Annotated in this window: 19 protein-coding genes; 4 read left to right on the top strand and 15 right to left on the bottom strand. The window is 40.5% G+C overall.

Annotated elements, in window-relative coordinates; genetic code table 11:
• Nucleotides 1-513: 513 nt before the first annotated feature.
• The 4 genes from WC743_RS13195 to WC743_RS13180 all read right to left on the bottom strand — a co-directional run bounded on the left by WC743_RS13195 (nt 514) and on the right by WC743_RS13180 (nt 7,143).
• Nucleotides 514-3,933, bottom strand: coding sequence for an efflux RND transporter permease subunit (locus WC743_RS13195; protein ID WP_373012475.1), 3,420 nt, complete (start codon nt 3,931-3,933; stop codon nt 514-516).
• 22 nt (nt 3,934-3,955) lie between these two features.
• Nucleotides 3,956-5,059 carry an efflux RND transporter periplasmic adaptor subunit gene (locus WC743_RS13190; protein ID WP_373012474.1) on the bottom strand — a complete coding sequence of 368 codons (1,104 nt, stop codon included), beginning with the start codon at nt 5,057-5,059 and terminating at the stop codon, nt 3,956-3,958.
• Nucleotides 5,060-5,088: 29 nt separating this feature from the next.
• Nucleotides 5,089-6,435: a TolC family protein gene (locus tag WC743_RS13185; RefSeq protein ID WP_373012473.1), complete on the bottom strand. Its 1,347-nt coding sequence runs from the start codon at nt 6,433-6,435 to the stop codon at nt 5,089-5,091.
• Nucleotides 6,436-6,525: 90 nt separating this feature from the next.
• Nucleotides 6,526-7,143, bottom strand: a complete 618-nt coding sequence (locus WC743_RS13180; protein ID WP_373012472.1) for a TetR/AcrR family transcriptional regulator — start codon at nt 7,141-7,143, stop codon at nt 6,526-6,528.
• Between the two features lie 430 nt (nt 7,144-7,573).
• On the opposite strand from WC743_RS13180, the gene purB reads away from it, so the two are divergent.
• A complete protein-coding gene (gene purB / locus WC743_RS13175) occupies nt 7,574-8,917 on the top strand; it encodes an adenylosuccinate lyase (RefSeq protein WP_373012489.1) in 1,344 nt (447 codons plus the stop codon).
• 226 nt (nt 8,918-9,143) lie between these two features.
• Nucleotides 9,144-9,695 (top strand): NifU family protein, encoded by a 552-nt coding sequence (locus WC743_RS13170; protein ID WP_373012471.1) that lies wholly within the window; start codon nt 9,144-9,146, stop codon nt 9,693-9,695.
• A 155-nt stretch (nt 9,696-9,850) separates the two neighbouring features.
• Here WC743_RS13170 and WC743_RS13165 read toward each other — a convergent pair whose 3' ends face one another.
• From WC743_RS13165 to ppk1, 8 genes are all read right to left on the bottom strand, one after another.
• Nucleotides 9,851-10,642 (bottom strand): inositol monophosphatase, encoded by a 792-nt coding sequence (locus WC743_RS13165; RefSeq protein ID WP_373012470.1) that lies wholly within the window; start codon nt 10,640-10,642, stop codon nt 9,851-9,853.
• On the bottom strand, nt 10,608-11,096 hold the full coding sequence (locus WC743_RS13160) for a GtrA family protein (RefSeq protein ID WP_373012469.1): 489 nt from the start codon (nt 11,094-11,096) through the stop codon (nt 10,608-10,610). The genes WC743_RS13165 and WC743_RS13160 overlap by 35 nt, the downstream gene beginning before the upstream one ends.
• Nucleotides 11,089-12,261 carry a prolipoprotein diacylglyceryl transferase gene (locus WC743_RS13155; protein WP_373012468.1) on the bottom strand — a complete coding sequence of 391 codons (1,173 nt, stop codon included), beginning with the start codon at nt 12,259-12,261 and terminating at the stop codon, nt 11,089-11,091. Before WC743_RS13155 ends, WC743_RS13160 begins: the two co-directional genes overlap by 8 nt.
• A 30-nt stretch (nt 12,262-12,291) precedes the next feature.
• Nucleotides 12,292-13,611: a tRNA (N(6)-L-threonylcarbamoyladenosine(37)-C(2))-methylthiotransferase MtaB gene (gene mtaB / locus WC743_RS13150; RefSeq protein WP_373012467.1), complete on the bottom strand. Its 1,320-nt coding sequence runs from the start codon at nt 13,609-13,611 to the stop codon at nt 12,292-12,294.
• A 95-nt stretch (nt 13,612-13,706) separates the two neighbouring features.
• Nucleotides 13,707-14,201: a DUF6265 family protein gene (locus WC743_RS13145; protein WP_373012466.1), complete on the bottom strand. Its 495-nt coding sequence runs from the start codon at nt 14,199-14,201 to the stop codon at nt 13,707-13,709.
• A 33-nt stretch (nt 14,202-14,234) separates the two neighbouring features.
• On the bottom strand, nt 14,235-14,801 hold the full coding sequence (locus WC743_RS13140) for a UbiX family flavin prenyltransferase (RefSeq protein ID WP_373012465.1): 567 nt from the start codon (nt 14,799-14,801) through the stop codon (nt 14,235-14,237).
• Between the two features lie 160 nt (nt 14,802-14,961).
• Complete coding sequence (locus WC743_RS13135) at nt 14,962-15,852, bottom strand: exopolyphosphatase (RefSeq protein ID WP_373012464.1); 891 nt, start codon at nt 15,850-15,852, stop codon at nt 14,962-14,964.
• Nucleotides 15,849-17,903 (bottom strand): polyphosphate kinase 1, encoded by a 2,055-nt coding sequence (gene ppk1 / locus WC743_RS13130; RefSeq protein WP_373012463.1) that lies wholly within the window; start codon nt 17,901-17,903, stop codon nt 15,849-15,851. Before ppk1 ends, WC743_RS13135 begins: the two co-directional genes overlap by 4 nt.
• A gap of 154 nt (nt 17,904-18,057) precedes the next feature.
• On the opposite strand from ppk1, the gene WC743_RS13125 reads away from it, so the two are divergent.
• Entirely contained in the window at nt 18,058-18,549 is a 492-nt protein-coding gene (locus WC743_RS13125) for a YajQ family cyclic di-GMP-binding protein (protein ID WP_373012462.1), read from the top strand.
• A 160-nt stretch (nt 18,550-18,709) separates the two neighbouring features.
• Here the strand turns inward: WC743_RS13125 and WC743_RS13120 are convergent, their stop codons facing one another.
• On the bottom strand, nt 18,710-19,147 hold the full coding sequence (locus WC743_RS13120) for an Hsp20/alpha crystallin family protein (protein ID WP_373012461.1): 438 nt from the start codon (nt 19,145-19,147) through the stop codon (nt 18,710-18,712).
• Nucleotides 19,148-19,272: 125 nt separating this feature from the next.
• On the opposite strand from WC743_RS13120, the gene WC743_RS13115 reads away from it, so the two are divergent.
• Entirely contained in the window at nt 19,273-19,719 is a 447-nt protein-coding gene (locus WC743_RS13115) for an acyl-CoA thioesterase (RefSeq protein ID WP_373012460.1), read from the top strand.
• 139 nt (nt 19,720-19,858) lie between these two features.
• On the opposite strand, the gene WC743_RS13110 is transcribed toward WC743_RS13115, so the two are convergent.
• A complete protein-coding gene (locus WC743_RS13110; RefSeq protein WP_373012459.1) occupies nt 19,859-21,256 on the bottom strand; it encodes an FAD-binding oxidoreductase in 1,398 nt (465 codons plus the stop codon).
• Nucleotide 21,257: 1 nt separating this feature from the next.
• Nucleotides 21,258-21,623 carry a dihydroneopterin aldolase gene (folB, locus tag WC743_RS13105; RefSeq protein WP_373012458.1) on the bottom strand — a complete coding sequence of 122 codons (366 nt, stop codon included), beginning with the start codon at nt 21,621-21,623 and terminating at the stop codon, nt 21,258-21,260.
• Nucleotides 21,624-21,777: the final 154 nt, after the last annotated feature.

The following is a 21,777-nucleotide window of genomic DNA, read 5'->3' as shown; positions in this document are numbered from 1 at the left end:
ATTCCTGACCTTTTTAACAAATCTATCAAATTTCCAGTTTAAATGTAAAATCGACATAAAAAGATGAAATTCAAATGGTAATTAGGAAGCAGCCGGGCCGACTCTAAATAATATATTACGATGGCGAAAATCAAGGTACTCCTGAGCTTGTCGAAGGACGCGCGTGGGATAGCCCGCTAATGGTTCGACAGGCTCACCATGACACTTAGCGCCGCCGCATAATAACGGCCGCCCGACTCCAGCCTATAGGTGTTCGGAAGATGAAAAAGCGGTGAATATGTGCGATTCTCTCCCGTTGGGAGGGTGCAGGGAGGGGTTTATGAGATAGGTATTGGCGTAAATAACCCCTACCCGCCACTTCACAAGCAGCCGCACCCTTCCCCAGGGAAGGAGTTTTGGCATAAATGCAAATCTTCCGGACACTTGTGGACTCCAGCCGGGCGACAACCACACCATAAGCAAAAAGGGCCGCATAGTTTAACTACGCGGCCCTTGGTTTTTATAAGTTTAAGTTTATGCTTCAGCAACTTCTAATTCTTCCGGCTCTTTTGCTTTTTCTTTTTTACCGAAGAAAAAGTTTTTCATATTAACACGGATGATATACATACATGGTACCAGTATCAGGGTAATAATAGTAGCGAAGCCTAATCCAAAGATCATTGTCCACGCTAACGGGCCCCAGAAGGCTACGTTATCACCACCAAAGTGAATATGCGGATCGCCGTGGGTGAACAGGCCGGCAAAATCAATGTTAAAGCCTACTGCTAATGGTATCAACCCTAATATTGCGGCTGTGGCTGTTAAAAGTACCGGTGTCATACGGGTATGGCCGGCCTCAACAACTGCATCATGCAGGTTTACACCCTGCTCTATCAGCATGTCGGTAAACTCTACCAGCAAGATACCGTTACGTACCACTACCCCCGCCAGTGCTATAATACCTATCCCCGTCATTACTATGGACATGGTCATCCCAAAAATGCTTACACCCAGGAACACGCCAATGATACTTAAGAAGATCTCGCTGATAATAATAAACGTTTTACCTACCGAGTTGAACTGTATCATCAGGATAATTAATATCAAACCAAATGAGGTTGCCATTGCGCCACCCAGGAAGTTTACAGCTTCCAGCTGGTCTTCCTGGCCACCACCCTGCCTGATGCTGATATTCTCGTCTTTTTTAAAGTTACCTATGGCCCTTAAGATATTAGCGTTTACCTCGTTGGGGTTAAACGGTTTTATAACACTTGAGCCCAATGTTAGCACCCTGCGTTGTTGCTTACGCTTAATATTACTGAAAGTATTGGTGTACCTGATATCGGTAAAGGCAGATATAGGCACCTGGCGTATAGCACCACCGGTAGCCAAATCGCGATAGGTTATTTTTAAGTTGCGCAACTCATCAATATTACCGCGCTGCGCTTCCATAGCCCTCACTTTTATCTGGTAATCGTCCTCTTTCGTATTTCTGAAATCGGCTGCTTTTCTACCAAAAATAGCTGTATTAAGGTTATCGGTTATTTGCCCGCTGCTTATACCTTCCCTGTTGGCACGCTCCCTGTCAATGTCAAAAACAATATCGGGTTTATCGCTCTGCACATCGGCCACCAGGTTTTCAATACCGGCAATGTTTTGCTTATCAAGGTAAGTTTTTAAGCGACTGCCTGTTTTTACAAGCGAATCTATGTTATCGCCAATTATTTCAATACTGATATCTTTTTGTACCGGTGGGCCGCCAGCCTCTTGTGCCACAGCAATTTTAACACCCGGTAAGCCTTGTACCGCTTTACGGATATTACTTAAAACCGCTTTGGTATCCTTACCACCCCTTTTGCCAAACTCAACAAAAGCAACGGTTACTTTACCTTTGTTCTGGTAATCGCCCTGGTCTTCATCCTGCGGGTCTGTAACACCTTTAGTAACGTTTGATATAATGGACGATACAATATCTTTATCAGGATCCACTACTTTAGCTACACGTTGTTCTATTTGTTTGGTTATGTCGTTGGTTTTAGCCTGGTCTGTACCTATTGGCAGGGTAATATATACATAGGCAAAGTTAGGGTCGCCTGATGGGAAAAACTCGGGGGTTTTACCTATTGTTACCAACAGCACAATTGACAGGATAAATAATCCAAACGTGCCGAATAGCATGGTAAGCGGCCTTTGTACAGCCTTTTCAAGCCATTTAGCATACCATTGCTGGAATTTTGGCCAGGCGTTGTTCTGGAACCTGCCTATCACTTTTAACAGGAAGAAGTGGTTAAGCAGGTATAATACCATAATTAAAACCACAAAATTACCTATACCAATATTTATCAGGTAACCAACAACTGCTGCTATAGTCAGGTAGATCATAGCGCGTCTGGTTGGTTTATCAAACTTTGGATTATCATGTTCACCTTTATGGTGTGGTTTCATAAAATCAACCGCGAATACCGGGTTCATAATATAGGCCACAACTAACGATGCCAATAAGGTAATAATAAGCGTTATAGGTAAAAAGAACATAAACTCGCCTATTATACTATTCCAGAAAGCTAATGGTATAAATGGTGCAAGTGTGGTCATGGTACCTGAAAATACAGGTAAGAACACCTCGCCCGCTGCAATTTTAGCGGCTTCTTTAATTGGTACACGGCCGTTATCAAAAATACGGTGTGTGTTCTCAATTACCACAATGGCATCATCTACCACAATACCTAAAGCAAGCAGGAAGGAGAACAATACGATCATGTTTAAGGTAAACCCTATCCACGGCATTACCATAAATGCTATAAAGCAGGATAACGGTACCGATAAGGCCACAAATATGGCATTGGTAGTACCCATAAAAAACATCAGGATAACGGTTACCAGTATAAAGCCAATAACAATGGTATTGATCAGATCATTAAGGGTGGTACGGGTCTTGTCAGACTGATCACCGGTTACAGTAATATCTAATCCTTTAGGGAAATCGGTTTTCTGTTTTGCCTTGATCAGCGCGTTTATCTTGTCTGATGCCTGAATAAGGTTCTCGCCGGCCCTTTTACTTACGTTAAGCGTAATTACATTTTTGAACTTTGCATTTTCGGGCGTTTTTAAACGGGCATAGCTCTCCTGCTCTAAAAACGAATCTTTAATTTCGGCAATGTCGCGCAAGTAAACTGCCTGGCCCTTGGGGTTCCTGATAACCATTGCGGCTACCTCATCGGCATTTTTAAAATCCTTTTTAATATCAATACTCCGGCGAACGCCATCGGTTTTGATTGTACCGGCAGATGATAAAATGTTTTCGTTACCAACAGCCTGTGTAATATCAGCAAAGCTTATTTGTGCCGCTGCCATTTTATTCATGTCCACATTGATCTGTATCTCCGGCGTTAAGGCCCCAACCTCATCTACTTTCGAGATCTCTTTGTAGCTTTCAATTTCATCTTTCAAAACATCGGCATACTCTTTTAAGCGCTTCAGGTCATAATCGCCAGAAATGTTGATGTAAAGAATTGGCAGATCGGAAATGTTAACGTCTGATACAACGGGCTCTTTAAAATTATCATCATTTTGGGGCAGATCCTGCTTGGCTTTATCAACCGCATCCTGCACATCTATCTTTGCATCCTTTATCTTTACGTTGGCCTGGAATTCTGCCGTAATAATAGACACGTTCTGCACCGAGTTGGATGTAACCTTTTTAAGGCCCTTAAGAGATTTCAATTTTTTCTCCAGCTGCCTGGTAACCAGGTTCTCCACATTTTGAGGAGATTGTCCCAAAAATGTTGTTGTTACAAATATTTTGGGGATCTCTATATCCGGAAAGTTTTCTTTCGGCAGGTTATTATAGCTAACTAACCCTAATACGGTGATCATAAATATGAGCACGTAAATAGCGGTTTTATTGTCAATGGCCCAACTTGAGGGTCCAAATTCTTTTTTGAGATCTTTCATATGTAATAGATCAGATTGTTAATTAATTAGCAGACTGTAAAACCTTTACTTTGTCGCCATCCTCAATATCTTCAGCACCTTCAGTAATTAGCTGTTCGCCAACTTTTAAACCAGATAACACCTCAGATTTGCCACCATAAGTAATGCCAATTTTAACGGCTTTACGCTTGGCTGTTCCATTTTCGTTCACAAATACGTAATCGCCGTCTTCTGATTTCTGAACCGCCTTTACAGGCACTACCATTGCGTTGCTTTTTGAGTAGTCGGCTATTTTGATGATAGCTGTCATGTTAGGGCGAAGCGTTTTGCGTACAGGTAATTTAATTTCTACCGCGAAACTGCGTGATGTAGGGTCAATGGCTTTAGCTGCGAAAGTTACTTTAGTAGTTAAAGAATCTTTAGCATCAGGCACTAAAATTTGTACCGTGTTGCCTGTACCTACACTGCCTGCATATGATTCAGGAACATCAGCCTTAACCTTTAAAACATCAGCATTAACAATACGGATACCTGTAGTGCCCGGCTGTGCAACCTGGCCCAGTTTAAGGTCCATTTGATCAATAGTGCCACTTATAGGGGATGTAATACGATATAAATTTGCCTGCTGGCGTAAACTGGCTAATGCTTTTTTACTTGATTGTAAGTTAGTTTGTGCCTGCAAATACTGTACCTCGGTGCCAATTTTTTGATCCCAAAGGTTTTTCTGGCGCTGATACAAAGTTTGGTTTAAACTAACCTGTGCTTCGGTCTGTGCTATGTTTTGCAACATAACGTTATTATCTAACTGTACCAAAACCTGGCCTTGTGATACATGCTGGCCGGGCTTTACATATATTGCTGTAATAGTACCCGGCGATTGCGGATAAGCAGTAATGTTATCCTGCGCATCAATTTTACCTTGTATTTGTACATAATTAGTAAACGAACCGGTTTTAACTTCCATTGTGGCAACATCTGCAATTTTTGCAGAATCATTAGTGCCTAGTTCGGCCTGTAGTTTAATTACTTTGGCGTTTATTTCCTGCTGCTGTTTTTGCAAAGCGGCAAGCTCGGCTTTTTTATCTTTCGGTTTACTTGAGCACGCTGCCAAAAGTAATAGTACCGGTATGTATAATAATTTTTTCATGTTGTATATGATAGTGGTTTGTGTGTTTATTATTGAATTCTTCCGTATGCTTTATCCAAATCTACTTTGCTTACTAAAGCATCGTACAGGCTTTGTATATATTCGTTATCAGCGCTTTCAAGTGCCGTTTGTGCCTGTGTAACCTCAATGCTTGAGCCTACCCCCTGCTGGTATTTAATTTTTGATACCCTTAGCACTTCCCTTGCCAGCTCCTGGTTGCGTTTTTGATTGTTTAATGATTGTATACCATTAAAGTAAACCACTTTTGCCTGGCTGGCCTGCAGGCTTAAAGCATTTTTTAAACTGTTTAAGTTATTGATGCTCTTTTGCACAGCTATCTGTGATTGTTTTACCCTGTTTGAACGTTGAAAGCCGCTAAAAATGGGCACGTTTAAAGTAAGCCCGATATAGCTTGATGGAAAGCTGGTACTAAACAAATTGCCAAAGCTGTTATTCTGATAAGATGATGCATAGCTTGCATTTGCCTTAAGCGTAGGCAAAAACTGGCCCTTTATCCGTTTCAGATCAAACCGGCTTAACTGAAGGTTGGTTTCCAATAAACCAAACTCAATCCTTTTTTTGTAAAACGTTGTATCGGTAACCGTTTCAGCCACATTATCATCCAGTTTTACATTATCAAGGCCATCCTTTAAAGTAAGGTTATACTCAATTGGCATCCCTATCTGGAATTTTAGCAACTGGTAATTAAGCGCCAGCAGCCTAAGCGTGTTTTCGCGGTTGGTAATCAGGTTATTGTATTGAACGGTTATACGGTCAACATCTATCTTTTCAACAAAGCCTTGTTTGTTTTGGGCGGTTGTTTGGTCTACCTGTTGTTTTAACTGTGCAATATTGGCATCCAGTAATTTTATCTGTTCGTTACTTACCAAAACCTGGTAATAAGCTTTAGTAACATTTACTGATGCCTCAATTTTTGAACGGGTGTAGGCACGGTTATATAGTTCCTTGTAGGTTTTTCGCCCTTGTAAACCAACTATATAGCTTGGGTCAAAAAGTAACTGGGTTGCATTTACACCTAAGTTAGATTGGTATTTAACACCAAACTTAACAGGTATAAAAGTACCTGCGGGTGCGCCAAAAAACTCACCTGGTAATAAAGTGGTAGGTATTTTCAAATAATCCTGAAAAGAGGCGGTACCGTCAATTTGCGGAAGGCCCTGACCAATTATTTCTTTAACCCTATAATCAGCGCTTTTAACATCAAGGTTGGCATTTAAAACTGAATCCTTATGTTCAAAGGCATAATTTATACAATCGGTTATACTAAAGTTGTAGGTTTGATTTGCAGGTTGTGCCTGCGAGAACCCTTTAAGGCCGGCTGTTATGCAAATCAATAATGTGAATATTTGTTTCATTGATATATGATAGGTTATTATTGTTGTGTACTGTGTGTTAATTATCTTACAAAAAAATCCTTTTGATTGACAGCCGTATGTCAGCAGGAATTAATTGTTGTTTATATTTTTATATTGATTTAATAATTTATGCCCTTTTATAGTACAAATCCCATAATTGAAATGCTCAAGTAATTGATACTGGACTTTCCATGTGCTAAACTGCGCTATCGGAAAAATGCTTTGATTAAACCCCATTTCTACCTGGTTAACCCGCATTTTAGCCAAGATCTTTACATCCAGTTCCGGGCGGATAAAACCCTGATCAATGCCCTTTATTAAAAGCTCTTCTAATTTTGTCACTAAAAAATCGCTTTTAAATTTTAAGAATATCTCCCATCCATCCGGATGATATTTTTGAAGGTCATGAATAACAATGGGGTTTATCCTTGAAAAGATCTCTTCAGAACATTTCATCATATTGATCATCTCCTCTATAACATCTGCCGAACTTTGTATAATATCCAATATCCGTGTCTCATCTTCGTTAATTCGCTTATTGATAAGCGCCATCACCAATTCATTTTTATCGCTAAAAAAGTGATAGATGGTTTTTTTTGACATACCCAGGTGTTTGGCTATATCATCCATGGTTACACTTTTGATACCCGCTTGCAAAAACAGCTCACCGGCACCTTCAATTACTCTATCTATTTGACCGTTTGACATTATGGGTCAAAACTATGGAAACGTTTTTAGATTTCAAAGTTTCCATTGAAAATTACTTTTGATTGATAAATAGCTGTAATAAAAGCTATTAACTCATTCCGCGGCACTTCGTGCGCGGCCCTCTCTTCGCCTACGGCGGAAAGATGGTTGGGAACTCATTTTTTATATCCCTCTTTACGCACAGCGTAGAGAGGGTGGTCGAGCGAAGCAATGACCGGGTGAGTTAAATCGCCATGCTGCCCCTTCGCTGCCCCTTCGCTGTCGCTCGGCTCCAGCCGAGTGACGATTATTCAGCGGCGTCCCGCCGCCGGATCAGGCAAGCGACGATATTAAGTGGCGGCCGGAGGCCTTGTAATAGTTGCCACTCGGCTGGAGCCGAGCGGCTGCATGTTTTTTTTTACAAATGACTATCTTTGCAAAAAATGATTACATGGAATTAAATTCCCTTACCGCTATATCACCAATCGACGGTCGTTACCGTAATACTACCAAAGAACTATCTGCTTATTTTTCAGAATTCGCCCTGATCAAATACCGGGTATACATTGAAATTGAATACTTCATAGCTTTGACTGAGCATCCCTTAAAGCAGTTACGTAATTTTGACGCAGATGTAACACATAAGTTACGGGCTATTTTTCAAAATTTTTCTGAACAGGATGCATCCGCTATAAAAGACATAGAAAAAATAACCAACCATGATGTAAAAGCGGTTGAATATTTTATCAAGAAAAAGTTTGATGAACTGGGCTTGGAAGAGTACAAGGAGTTTATCCACTTTGGTTTAACCTCGCAGGATATAAACAACACGGCTATACCCTACTCCTTTAAATTAGCTATTGACGAGGTTTACCTCCCTGCGTTTACAGAGTTGGTTGAGCTGTTAAAAAAATACGCTGCCGATTGGGATGCGATACCTATGCTGGCACATACCCACGGGCAACCGGCATCGCCAACACGCCTGGGTAAAGAGATAAATGTATTTGTTGAGCGGTTGCAAAATCAGTTAAACCTGCTAACAGCCGTACCTTATTCTGCCAAGTTTGGCGGAGCGACCGGGAACTTCAATGCCCACCATGTGGCCTACCCGGATACCGATTGGAAAGCGTTTGGTAATCATTTCATTAATGAAATTTTGGGATTGAGCCGTTCGCAGTTCACCACCCAGATAGAGCATTATGATAATTTTGCCGCCCAGTGCGATGCTTTAAAAAGGATAAACAATATTTTGATAGACCTGGACAGGGATATGTGGGCGTATATCTCCATGAACTTTTTTAAGCAAAAAATTAAAGCCGGCGAAGTGGGCTCATCGGCCATGCCGCATAAAGTTAACCCGATTGATTTTGAGAATAGCGAAGGTAATTTGGGAATAGCCAATGCCTTATTTGAGCATTTAGCGGCTAAATTGCCTATCTCCCGCCTGCAGCGCGATCTGACAGATTCTACCGTGTTGCGTAATATTGGCGTGCCGGTTGCTCATACGCTTATCGCCTTTAAATCAACCATAAAAGGATTAAACAAGTTATTGCTGAACGAAACGGCCATAAACGCCAGCCTTGAAGCCAACTGGGCCGTAGTTGCAGAAGCTATCCAAACCATACTTCGCCGTGAGGGCTATCCAAACCCATACGAAGCATTAAAGGAGCTTACACGTACCAATACACAGGTGAACGCCCAAACAATAGCGGAGTTTGTAGATACGTTATTAATAAATGATTCGGTAAAAGGAGAGTTGAAAGCGATTACGCCGCAGAATTATACGGGGATATAGGTAGATGTGCAGATTATAGATATGCAGATGTGCAGATGACTTGCAAGGTTTTCATCTGCACATCTGAAATTTACAATATTACTTATAACGTTTTTTCATCTGCACATCTGAAATTTGCACATCTGCATATCTTCATCCCTCTGTCAGTGTGAAGTAAAACTAAAAACAACAGGCACTAACAATCAAAAACCTGATTACATTTGTTAATCTATTAAATAGTACAGCCATGAATATCAGCGTATATACAGAATCTACCCCCAACCCGGCAACAATGAAGTTTATTGTAAACAAGTTGTTGATTAACGGTAGCGTGGATTATGCAACAAGGGAAAGTGCCGAGGCCTCTCCTTTTGCAAAAGAATTATATAAATTTTCATTTGTTAACGGTGTTTTTTTCGCCAGCAACTTTGTTACGGTTACCAAAACCGAAGGCAGCGAATGGGGAGACATTGAACCGATACTGAAAGAGTTTGTAAAAGGTGCTGTTGAATCTGAATTAAAGGTTCAGACAGTAGAGCAGGCTACAGATGTTGATTTTGAAGGTACCGATATCGAGATAAAAATACAACAGATCTTGAACGACTATGTTCGCCCGGCGGTTGAGCAGGATGGCGGTGCTATCAGCTACCGTTCGTTTGATGCAGGTGTGGTTACCGTTGAGCTTCGCGGTTCATGCAGTGGTTGCCCGTCATCAACTGTAACACTAAAAGCCGGTATCGAAAATCTTTTAAAACGCATGGTACCCGAAGTTACCGAAGTGGTATCTGAAGCGTTATAATCTTATTAAAAAAATTAAATTTTTGAAGCATCAATTGCCAGGCAGTTGATGCTTTTTTATTGAATGGCGTTTTTTAGTGATAGATAATAATTACCCGTGTATTCCGGTAAATTTTTAGAGATTTTTAGAGATAATTAGAGATTTTTAGAGGTATTTCAGACAAAATACTTCTGAATATACTGCAGCATCTCTGCGGTTATTTTACCATTTGTTGCCAAAAGCTCCCGGGTATTTATTGTTTCAGGGCCGCCTTTAAAATTTACCACTTCTCCTCCGGCTTGTTTCACTATTACAATTCCGGCGGCAATATCCCAGGCATTCAGGTTGTATTCATAAAAAGCTTCAAACCGTCCGCAGGCCGTGTAAGCCAAATCAACCGCTGCCGAACCTAACCTGCGCAGGCCGTGGCAGTTGCGCATCAGCTCTGTAAATAGCTCAATATAAGTGTGTTGCTTGGCAAAGTCATAATAAGGGAAACCGGTAGCTATCAGGCTATCGGCAATTGTTGGCAGGTTGCTTACCTTTATTTCTGTACCGTTCAGGTATGCGGGTGCATCCTGATGCGCGTAAAAACACTCGTCCTGGTTTACTTCATAAACCACACCTAAAACCAGCTCATCATACTCTTGCAGGGCAATACTTACCGAAAAAGTTGGCAGGCCATGTATAAAATTTGTAGTTCCATCCAACGGGTCTATGATCCAGTTATACCTGTCGCCCAACTTGTTACGGGTTTTTTCCTCGGTTATAAAACCAGCTTCGGGCAGTATGAGTTCGAGACCTGCAACAATTTTTTCTTCGGCAGTTTTATCAACGTATGATACCAGGTCGTTCAGTCCTTTGTACTCTATCCTACCGGGGTCAAATGTTTTTCTTTCCTGGCGGATAAACTGGCCTGCTTCCTTTGAAACATCAATTACCTGGGTTATGATCTGGCTTAATTTCATGCTGGTGTTGTCTTAGTGATAAGCTGAAAGAGAAGAACTTATGTATAAAATAGCTTGCAACAAATAAGCTTAATGCGGTAAAGATCCGGGCGAGCGGCGGATACACGTTTAATTGCTGGATCATCATTTTCAGTACAATTAAATTGGCAAAAAAACCAACCACAGCAACTGATATAAACCTTATAAATTGCTTATATACAGGGAGTTTTGACTTGTTGAATACCAGGTAGCGTGTCATTGTAAAATTGACTATTACCCCTAAAAAAAATGATATTGATAAAGAAAGTGTTGAATTACGAATGGTATATGACAATACACCATACGTTTTTTGCTCAAACAGGTTATGATACAGCAAGTAAAAGGTAGCAATATCTACCACGAAACCAGCACCTGCCGAAAGCAGGAACCTAACCACGTGGCTTTTGGTTATTTTATACCAAAACTTTTTAGCCATGCTTTACGGGGGCTTTTTTGTACCGGTTTTGGCCGGTAACTATTAAAGCAATACCGCCAATAACCATAATTAATGATATCATTTCTGCCTGGGTAAAAGGTATTCCGGCTACATTGTAGCGGGTATTAACCCTTATCAATTCTATAAAAAAGCGCTCAACACCGTTCAATATCATGTAGATACCAAACAATACACCGGGTGCTTTTATCTTGTTCCGGATACTCCATAAAAACAGAAACAATAATATACAAATAACTGATTCATAAAAAGATGTGGGATATACCGGAAGTCTTAATTCATTGCAAAATTTACCTACACAGTTAGGTATAAGGTTACCCGGGTCGGCTTCATTAACGTTGTGCGGGAATTTGAACGACCACATCCAATCTGGCGCCCAGCTTAACCATCCCGGTTTTGGCGCAAGGTTGGGTATCCCCCAATCGCCGTCTCCAGACATCTGGCAGCCCACGCGGCCAAGGCCATAAGCAAGCATCATACCGGCTGCACCAATATCCAACATATTTAAAGGCTTAATGCCGTGTTTATGAGCTATATACAAGACGGCAGCACCGCCGCAAATTAAACCACCATAAAAAGTCAGGCCACTAAAGCCTATCAGCATACCTACAGGGTCTGCCATAAACTCTCCCCAGTTCTCTAAACCGTTAAATAGTTTAGCCCCGGCAAACCCCCATACAGCAGCCCACAGTAAAAGACTGCTCATTAATTCATATGGGTGTACGGTAACTTTACGGGTTTCTGGTTTGGGAAGCTGTTGTTTTTTGTTTTCGTAGTATGCCCAGTAAGAAAAACCCGCCGCGAATAATATACCGCCTAACCAGTTGCCACGCAGTGATAAAAGAAACGACTGAGGATCAGCAATTAACATTGAATAATGCATTGCTGCATCTACAACCTTATACCCTAATATAAACCCGAATACGCCGTTGCCAACCAGGTCGCCAATGGATGCGGGTGCACCTACAACTATCGTTTTTTCAAAAGAGTGAATATAACCTAAACGCTCTTTACGCTTAAATTCTTCAGAGAATACCCAATATGCACCTATAAAAGCAAGTGCTACAAAAAAGCCAAAGGTTTGTATAGGTAAGGGTATATTAATGCCCGTAAGGTATTCAATCAGCGAAGAAAGGGTTGGAAACATAAGCAAATATTTGTGAGGCGAATATAGGAGTTAATGCACTAATATTTCTTCGCTTTCTGTTATTTCAACATCACCGTCAGGTGAAATTGCGGTTAAATGAACCCTTCTGATCTCATTCACCAGCACAGGATCATATTTGGCTTTTACCTTTACATAGTTACGTGTAAAGCCATGCATAAAGCCATCTTTTATATCGCCCTCAAACAAAACTTCATCAGAATTATTTAGCTGTGTTTCATAGAATGAACGTCGTTTTTTATCAGATAATATATGCAGCATTTTACTCCTGTCTGCACGGGCTGAGCCGGGTACTGTGCCGCTCATTTCTGCTGCAGGGGTGTTTTCGCGTTCAGAATAGGTAAACACATGCAGATAAGAAACATCCAGCTCATTCAAAAAATTATAGGTGTCTATAAAATCTTCTCTTGTCTCTCCGGGGAAACCAACTATCACATCAACCCCTATACAGCAATTGGGCATTACCTGTTTGATCTTTGCTACCCTGCTGGCATATAATTCTCTTTTATACCGGCGGCGCATTAATCCCAATATTTTATCAGAGCCTGATTGCAGCGGAATATGAAAGTGCGGTACAAAACGTTTTGAAGTGGATACAAACTCAATTATCTCGTCGCTAAGCAGGTTTGGCTCGATGGATGATATACGGATCCGGTCGATACCTTCTACGCCATCCAGCGCCTTTACAAGGTCAAAAAAGCGATCTTCGCGATTGCCGTCCCTAATGCCGAAATCGCCCAGGTTAACGCCTGTCAGCACTATTTCTTTTACACCTGATGCCGCAATATCTTTTGCCTGTGCTATAACGTTCTCAATGGTATCGCTTCGGCTGCTGCCACGTGCCAGCGGAATAGTGCAAAATGTGCATGAATAATCACAACCATCCTGCACTTTCAGGAAAGTACGGGTACGGTCGCCAAAAGAGTATGATGGTACAAACTGATTAGCTTCAGAAACCGGCTGGTTATAAACAACGGCTTTCGGTTTCTTGGTAAGATCTGTAATATAATCAACAAGTTGAAACTTCTCTGCAGCACCTAAAACCATATCAACACCGGGTATTTCGGCAATTTCTTTTGGCTTTAACTGGGCATAGCAGCCAACAATAGTAATAAATGCGTTTGGAGAGATCTTGAGTGCTTCTTTAACTATTTTTTTACATTTTTTATCGGCGTTCTCGGTTACTGAACACGTGTTAATTACATATACATTAGGCGTATCGGTAAAATCAACCGTATCAAAACCGGCCTGTGTAAACAGGCGGCCAATGGATGATGTTTCTGAGTAATTCAGCTTACATCCAAGTGTATAAAAAGCAACTTTCTTATTCATTTTGAAGCTGCAAAGATAAGCATTTAGTGAATTAGTGGGTTAGTGAATTAATGATTGGTTATTAAAAGGAATGTAAAATCTTCAGGAAAACCCAATCAATGTTTAACTAACGCATAATTAAACACATCTTTCTTCCACTTGCCATCCTTATCTTTTTCATCCAAAATACAATCCATTTTTAGCGGATTAATGCGTTTATAAGTAATGCGAACGGCTTTATCGAGCGATTCAAATACGACCTCGTTCGCGGCAATTTTTACGGCGGGCATCAGGTATGGTTTGTCCTTATCTTCCCAGCCTATGCTGCCTTTATTAAAATGGCGAAGCTTCATTACCGGGATGCTATCAGATTGTTCAATAGCCATAAACTCATAAAATACCACCTTGCCGTTTTTAACACACCTGAAAGTGCTTACCATATTATCGCCCATTGGCTGGCCCCAAAACTCCTCCATGTCGCCCCATTCGTGTTTAAGCGTCCAGGTGCCGGTCATAAAGGCAAGGTCTTTAACATACGCCTTTTTTAACTGCGCTGATGCAGAAAGTGTGCACGTTAAAACAAATATGATAAGCAGGTATGTTTTTCTCATAATCACTAATTCACTAACTCAATAAATCACCAATTAAATTCCCTCCCACCGGTAACTTTCGTTCTCTAATCCTATCAGGTCAATAACGCGGTTTACAACCGTCATGGCCAGTTCTTCGATAGTTTTAGGTTTGCTGTAATATGATGGTATAGCCGGACAAATAATGCCTCCAGCCTCGGTAACTGTTTGCATATTACGGATATGGATAAGATTGAGCGGTGTATCGCGGGCTACTAATATCAGTTTGCGGCGCTCTTTTAATATAACATCGGCTGCCCTGCTTATCAGATCATCAGATACGCCCGAAGCGATGCGCCCTAACATACCCATTGAGCAGGGAACTACAACCATAGTATCAAACCGGGCAGAACCTGACGCGAACGGCGCCATAAAATCCTTTTTGTCGTATGTTTTAAATGGATAATTGTCGTGGCTGGCATCATCCAGCTCAAATTCCCATACCAGTTTGGCATTATCGCTCATTACAACGGCAACCTCGGCAATCTGATCGTGCAATTGCTGTAACTTATCCAGTAATAATTTGGCGTAGATAGACCCGCTTGCACCAGTAACAGCAACTACAATTTTTTTCTTCATCATGTTATAGGTACAAATAAACGGAACAAAAGTTACAGGCACAAAAAAGGGTCGAATAACTCGTACCCGACCCTACATCTACCTATGAAAAACATGCCCTTTGAGCGGGCATCACAAATATAACAAGTGTTTTTATTTATTTAAACAATTTGTTAAAATAAATTTAACCTGCATTTTCAAAATTTTTGTCTATAAGTATTTGAATAATACCATCAACCAAGCCTACTGTAGGCACATAAATGCTTTTTATACCGGCGCATTTTAGTACGGTTAAATATATCTCGCAAGCCGGAATTATCACGTCTGCCCTATCCTGATTCAGGCCAAGTACATTTATCCTGTCTTTCAATGAAAAAGAATTTAAATAATTGTAAAGCGTTTTTAATTTAAGATAAGACAATGGCTCGCTGTTATCCTTCTCTCCGGAAAGCTTGTAAAGTTTATTGATGTTGCCACCTGTACCGATGCCAAAAATATTTTTATGCGCCCGGGTATGCTCGCGAATAAAGTTTTTCATCTCTGTCCAGGTTTCGTCTTTATCCTGGTTATCTAAAATGCGGATGGTGCCCAGGTTGAATGATTGGGAGGCTAATAGCTGTTCGCCGCTAAACAGGGATAACTCCGTACTGCCACCGCCTACATCAATATAAAGGTAATTTTTACCCTTGTCTATGTTCACTTCGGCATGGCTGGCATAAATTATCCTGGCTTCATTTTGCCCATGTACAATCTCCAGATCAATATCGGCTTCTTCTTTTATCCGGTTAGCCACGTCCTGCCCATTAACCGCCTCACGCATAGCCGATGTTGCACAGGCCATATAGTCGGTAACTTTAAAAACATCCATCAGGTTACGAAACGCCTGCATAGATTTTATCAGGTCGTTTGCTTTCTTATCTGATATTTTTTTATTCAGGAACGCATCATCCCCCAACCTTACCGGGACACGTAATAACGTATTCTTCTTAAAGGAGATAGATCCGTTGTTCTCAATTATTTCTGCTATCAAAAGCCTTACTGCGTTTGATCCTACATCAATGGCGGCGTATCTCAATTTATTATGTTTTTATGTTTCAGGTAGCTATAAATATCTATTTGTGCACGGGTAAGCAACTCGGCTTTTGTTTTGTGATACTTGTTGGTATGGGTAACCGTTATATCCCTTGCTTTAGTATTATCGTTTAGTTGTATGTTGATTATATCTCTTATCTCTTTACGCAGGTCATCATCATAAATTGGGAAACCTACCTCAACACGGTTATCAATATTGCGGGTCATGAAATCGGCAGATGTAAGGTAGATCAGTTCTTTACCGCCATTGCCATAAATGTGTACACGGGCATGCTCCAGGTATTTATCAACTATGCTTACAACCTCAATATTTTCGCTATAATCTTTAACCCCTGCTATTAAGCAGCACATACCTCTAATGATCATTTTAATTTTTACACCGGCATTGCTGGCCTGGTACAACTTGGCTATTAACTGCTCATCGGCCAGGCTGTTCATTTTAAATATCATGTAAGCATTTTTACCCGCTTTGGCGTTCTTGATCTCATTATCTATCAGCTTATAAATTGCAGGGCGCGAATCAATGGGCGATACAATTAAATGCTTTAAATCTTTAGGAAGCAGGTTTTTATTCAGGGCCCTGAATATATATACCAGGTCTGTAGTGATGCTTTTATTGGCTGTTAAAAGTGTATGATCAGCATACATGGTGGCCGTTTTTTCGTTGTAATTTCCGGTAGACAGGCAGCCATAGTAAAAAGGCTTTCCTTTTTCCATACGGGTTACCAGGCAAACTTTCGAGTGCACTTTATAGCCATCAATACCATACAACACGTTTACACCCTCTTCTTCTAAACGGTTACTCCAGAATATGTTATTTGATTCATCAAACCGAGCGCGCAGTTCAACCAAACAGTTTACCTTTTTACCGTTTTTAGCCGCATTGATAAGCGCGTGGATGATCTTGGAATTCTCGGCCAGGCGGTATACCGTAATGCTTATTTCTTTAACTTTTGGGTCGATAGCCGCCTCGCGCAGGAAGTGAATAATATAATCAAATGATTGATATGGTGTACTGATGAGGAAATCCTTTTTAGCGATCATGCTCATCAAACTCTTGCCGAATGATAATCCCTTAACCGGTAACGGGATGCTTTTATTGTATTGCAGATCTGCCCGGCCAACATTAGGGAATGCTATAAAATTTTTAAAGTTGTGATAGCGGTTACCCGGTATAAGGTTTTCGCCGCCTACTTTCATCTTTCTAACTAAGTATGACAGCATATCCAACGGCATTTCTTTATCATATAACAAGCGCATTGGTTTGCCTTTACGCCTTTTTTGCAGGCTTTTAGCCAGCGAATCAATAAATTTTACACTTACTTCTTTATCCAGATCAAGCTCAGCATCACGGGTAAGCTGTAAAGAATAGGCCTCGATGCTATCATGCTCAAATATGAAAAAGATATCCTCAAGGCTATATCTGATAATATCATCAAGCAGGATAATGAATTTCAAATTATGGGTATCCGGCAGCACCAAAAAACGGGAAAGGCTATCAGGAAATTCGATGAGTGCAAATCTGGACTTTTTGTTTTTGGTAAGTTTTACAAAAAAGTAAATAGCCCTGTCGCGCAGCTCAGGTAAAGGCAGGTCATCATCCAGCATGATAGGTACCAATGTGGATAGCAGCCTGTCCCTGAAAAAATCTTTTACAAAAGTACCACGTGTAACATTCAGCTGTTTATCGTTCAGTAAAAAGATCTTTTCTTCGGCAAGTTCTTTAACAATAATGTTTTCATACAAATCATTAAACTTCCGCTCCTGCTTTATTACGATGTTTTTTATTTGGTTTAAAATCTTTTTGGGATTGTAGCCTAAAATTTCTTTAGCCCTTTCATTGAGGTTACTAAGGCGGCTTAATGTTGCCACCCTTACCCTATAAAACTCATCAAGGTTGGATGAAAATATGGCTAAAAATTTTATCCTCTCAATCAGGGGCACTGTAGGGTCGGCAGCTTCCTGCAAAACCCTGTCGTTAAAATATAACCAGCTAATCTCCCTGTTAATTAAAGGAATTTTTTTTATATCCATAGAATGTGCTGTTTAAACAGCCGAAGTGACAAATTTGCTTATTTATTTGTTAAGTTAATATTAAGTAATTGTATTTAATCTGTTTTGTTTGTTAATAATTACAGGTTATAAAAATCTTACATTAGCTTTGTATCCTCAATAAATACCTAAAATTATGCCTTCATTTGATATAGTAAGCAAGATAGACGGACAGACATTGGATAACGCTATCAATGTAGCCAAAAAAGAGATTTTGAACCGCTATGATTTTAATGATTCAAAAAGCACTATAGAATTGGACAAAAAGACCAATGAGATACATATATTAACCGAGAATGATATGCGCGTTAAAGCCATACAGGATGCTATAATAAGCCGTATGGTTAAACAAGGCCTTGACGCTAAAGCGCTTGATTTTGGTAAAGAGCACTATGCATCGGGTAATATGATACGCAAAGAGATAAAGGTTTTAGAAGGGATTGATAAAGAAGCCGCTAAAAAGATAGTCAAGAAAATAAAAGATAGCGGCCTTAAAGTACAGGCGTCTATTATGGATGACCAGGTGCGCGTTCAGGCCAAAAAGATAGATGATCTGCAGGCGGTGATAAGCCTTTGCCGTGGCGAAGATTTTGGCCAGCCTTTGCAGTATATTAACATGCGGGCATAGTTAAGCCTCACCTAAATCCTCTCCTTTGGAGAGGACTTAAAAATAAGCCTCACCCCGGCCCTCTCCAAAGGAGAGGGAGACGGATGCAAAAATAAAGGCCGCTCCTTTTACAAAGCGGCCTTCTCACCTAACTAAACCCAATTATGAAAACAAATTCTTATTATTTTACAGCTATTTCTCTTGATTGAAATTTAGCTTCTTCTCTTTTTGCAACGGTTAATTTCAATATGCCGTTGGTATAGTCAGCTTCAATTTTTGAATGATCGGCGCTATCAGGTAGGGTAAATGACCTTACAAATGAATTATAGCTGTATTCGCGTTTGCTGTACTTTTTAGTTTCAGTACTGTTCTCGCTGTTCTTTTCTGCTGATATTGTTAAAATGTTTTTGTCAAGGTTGATCTTAAAATCTTCCTTTTTTAAGCCCGGTACAGCTAATTCTACATGGAATTCGTTATCGTTCTCAGCAATGTTAACTGCTGGTACTCGTGCAACCAATTTGTCACTTAAGAAAGTGTCATTCAATATCGAATCAAAAACATCGTTAAAGAATGGGTTGCTATTGCTTTTTAGTCCGTTGTTAAATTTTACTAAAGTCATGGTTTTTATCCTCCTAAAATTTTTATTTGTTAACTTCGTTGATGTATAATCAACAGTTATACCAACGGAATTTTCAGTGTAATTACAAGACAATATGTCTGCGTGATTTATTTTATCAAGACAAAATGGCCGAAAAGCTTTCAGATTACAAATTCAAGACCGACATAATTATCCGCTTTGCTGATATGGATGCTGCAGGGCACGTAAACAACGCAAAATATTTAACCTACTTTGAAGAAGCCCGTTTTGGTTACTGGCACGAGGTTACCGGCTGGAACATGAAAGAAAATGGAATTGTTGTTGGGCGGTCAGAGATCAATTACTTAAAACCCCTAACCTTTGGCGACCATATTGTTTGTTATGTACGCGTAACGCGCATAGGCAACAGCAGTTTTGATGTTATGCATGTTTTAGTTAAGCGCAGCGATAAAGGCGAAGAGATTTGCACCACCTGCAAAACGGTGTGCATCAGTTATGATTATGCCGCCAACAAATCTATCCCCATCCCAAAAGAAGGCCGTAAGAAAATGATTGAATATGATGAGCCTGGGTTGATTTTGAATACAAATTGATTTGCAAGAAATATTACCAGTCGCTCGGCTCTAGCCGAGTGACGACTATTTTGCGGCATCTTGCCGCGGCCGGAGGCCTTATAATAATGGTCACTCGGCTGGAGCCGAGCGACTACACAAAAATTATTTACACAAAAATCTAAAATATCTTTCCCGGGTTCAATATCCCGTTCGGATCAAATACGCTTTTTATACCTTTCCAAATGGCAAAATGAGCGGGAGTATATTTCAAAGGCATAAAATCTTTTTGCACCAACCCTATTCCATGCTCGCCGGATAGTGTACCGCCTAAGCTTACAGTCAGCTCAAAAATCTCGGTGATACCAGCTTTCAGGTTGTTTTTCCAGTCATGATCGCTCATGTTGCCTTTAATAATGTTCACATGTAGGTTACCATCGCCGGCATGGCCATAGCAAACAGATTCAAAGCCGTACTTAGCGCCTGTTTCTTTAATGCCTTTTATTAGTTGGGGTAAAGCCGCCCGGGGTACAACCGTGTCTTCTTCCTTATAAACAGAGTTTGATTTAACTGATACACCCATAGTTTGCCTGATGCGCCAAAGGTCGGCCTTTTGTGCTGATGAATCTGCAAACAGCACATCCTGGCAATTGTATTGTTCCAGCACCTGGTTTATCTTTTCACAGTCGGCAAATATTACATCCTGGTTGTTACCGTCTGCTTCTATTAATAAAAATGCCTGTACACCGTCTTTTAGCTCAAAGCTGATATTATCGTGCTCAATCACCCATTCCATTCCACGGCGTTCCATAAACTCCAATGCCGATGGTATAACCCCTGCCCTGAATATGGCCGAAACAGCCGCGCAGGCATCCTCATTTGAATTGAAAGAAGCCAGCATCAAAGCATCCAATGTTGGTTTTGGAATTAACTTGGTAACTATTTTGGTGACAATCCCCAATGTACCTTCCGATCCTATAAATAGTTGGGTTAAATTATATCCCGACGCATATTTAAGCGTATTGGCGCCCGTCCAGATAACCTCGCCGGATGGTAAAACCACCTCCATATTCAGGATATATTCGCGGATGGTACCATACTTAACAACCCTTGGCCCGCCGGAGCAGTTAGCAACATTGCCGCCTATAAAACAGCTGCCTTTGCTTGCAGGGTCAACCGGATATAACAAACCTTTTTCGGCAACTGCATTAATAAATGTTTCTGTAATAACACCGGGCTCAACGGTGGCCTGCAGGTTTTGCTCATCAATATCCAATATCTGATCAAAGCGCTCCATCGAGATCATTAAACCGCCATTTATGGCCAATGCCCCTCCGGCTAATCCTGTACCCGCCCCCCGTGGCGTTACCGCTATTAAATGCTCATTGCAAAGCTTCATCAACAAAGAGATTTCGGGAGTGGTTTTTGGCTTTACAACAACCTCCGGGTAATATACAAGGTCTTCGGTTTCATCATGGCTATAACTTTCCATGGTTGCAGCTGTACTCAAAACCGCACCCGCACCAACAATTGCTGTTATTGCCTCCAATATATCGCCGGTAATTTTATTATAGGCCATCTTAATTCTGATCTTTAAGATAACTGATAGTAACAGCCGAATTATTAACCGGGCCGTTAAACGGCGGATTCATTTTTTTTATAGTGACCACTACTTCGTTTACAAACGGAAATTCACTCACAATCTTATTAATTATTGCCTGTACAACAGTTTCTATCAACTTGCGGGGATGCCTCATTTCCGTTTGTACAATTGAATACAACACCTCGTAATTAACTGTGTTATCTATCCTGTCATCATTTAAAGCATTTTTTGCATTGAAATTCACTTTAACATCAACAAAAAAACGGGTGCCTAATAGTTGCTCTTCCGGGTAAAAACCGTGATAAGCAAAAAATTCTGCACCTTCTAAAGCTACTTTTACCATAACCAAAAGTAAGCGGATTATTTGATTTTGGATGGGATTAAAATTGACGGGTACTTCATTTGTTATTTTTTGCGAGACTGATAATAAATTTTCAAAAAAGTTTTCGCGCAAAAAATATGTTTAAACGGTTTAAAGCTACTTTTTGTAATAAAGG

It is taken from the genome of Mucilaginibacter sp., assembly GCF_041660805.1.
GTDB lineage: Bacteria > Bacteroidota > Bacteroidia > Sphingobacteriales > Sphingobacteriaceae > Mucilaginibacter.
This window is presented reverse-complemented; position numbering and strand designations above follow the sequence as displayed.

Coding starts and splice junctions, on each gene's coding strand:
- purB (WP_373012489.1), top strand. CDS start 7,574: ATGGAATTAAATTCCCTTACCGCTATATCACCAATCGACGGTCGTTAC.
- WC743_RS13125 (WP_373012462.1), top strand. CDS start 18,058: ATGCCTTCATTTGATATAGTAAGCAAGATAGACGGACAGACATTGGAT.
- WC743_RS13115 (WP_373012460.1), top strand. CDS start 19,273: ATGGCCGAAAAGCTTTCAGATTACAAATTCAAGACCGACATAATTATC.
- WC743_RS13165 (WP_373012470.1), bottom strand. CDS start 10,642: ATGAAATTAAGCCAGATCATAACCCAGGTAATTGATGTTTCAAAGGAA.
- WC743_RS13185 (WP_373012473.1), bottom strand. CDS start 6,435: ATGAAACAAATATTCACATTATTGATTTGCATAACAGCCGGCCTTAAA.
- WC743_RS13120 (WP_373012461.1), bottom strand. CDS start 19,147: ATGACTTTAGTAAAATTTAACAACGGACTAAAAAGCAATAGCAACCCA.
- WC743_RS13145 (WP_373012466.1), bottom strand. CDS start 14,201: ATGAGAAAAACATACCTGCTTATCATATTTGTTTTAACGTGCACACTT.
- WC743_RS13180 (WP_373012472.1), bottom strand. CDS start 7,143: ATGTCAAACGGTCAAATAGATAGAGTAATTGAAGGTGCCGGTGAGCTG.
- WC743_RS13140 (WP_373012465.1), bottom strand. CDS start 14,801: ATGATGAAGAAAAAAATTGTAGTTGCTGTTACTGGTGCAAGCGGGTCT.
- WC743_RS13155 (WP_373012468.1), bottom strand. CDS start 12,261: ATGTTTCCAACCCTTTCTTCGCTGATTGAATACCTTACGGGCATTAAT.
- ppk1 (WP_373012463.1), bottom strand. CDS start 17,903: ATGGATATAAAAAAAATTCCTTTAATTAACAGGGAGATTAGCTGGTTA.
- mtaB (WP_373012467.1), bottom strand. CDS start 13,611: ATGAATAAGAAAGTTGCTTTTTATACACTTGGATGTAAGCTGAATTAC.
- WC743_RS13170 (WP_373012471.1), top strand. CDS start 9,144: ATGAATATCAGCGTATATACAGAATCTACCCCCAACCCGGCAACAATG.
- folB (WP_373012458.1), bottom strand. CDS start 21,623: ATGGTAAAAGTAGCTTTAGAAGGTGCAGAATTTTTTGCTTATCACGGT.
- WC743_RS13110 (WP_373012459.1), bottom strand. CDS start 21,256: ATGGCCTATAATAAAATTACCGGCGATATATTGGAGGCAATAACAGCA.
- WC743_RS13190 (WP_373012474.1), bottom strand. CDS start 5,059: ATGAAAAAATTATTATACATACCGGTACTATTACTTTTGGCAGCGTGC.
- WC743_RS13160 (WP_373012469.1), bottom strand. CDS start 11,096: ATGGCTAAAAAGTTTTGGTATAAAATAACCAAAAGCCACGTGGTTAGG.
- WC743_RS13195 (WP_373012475.1), bottom strand. CDS start 3,933: ATGAAAGATCTCAAAAAAGAATTTGGACCCTCAAGTTGGGCCATTGAC.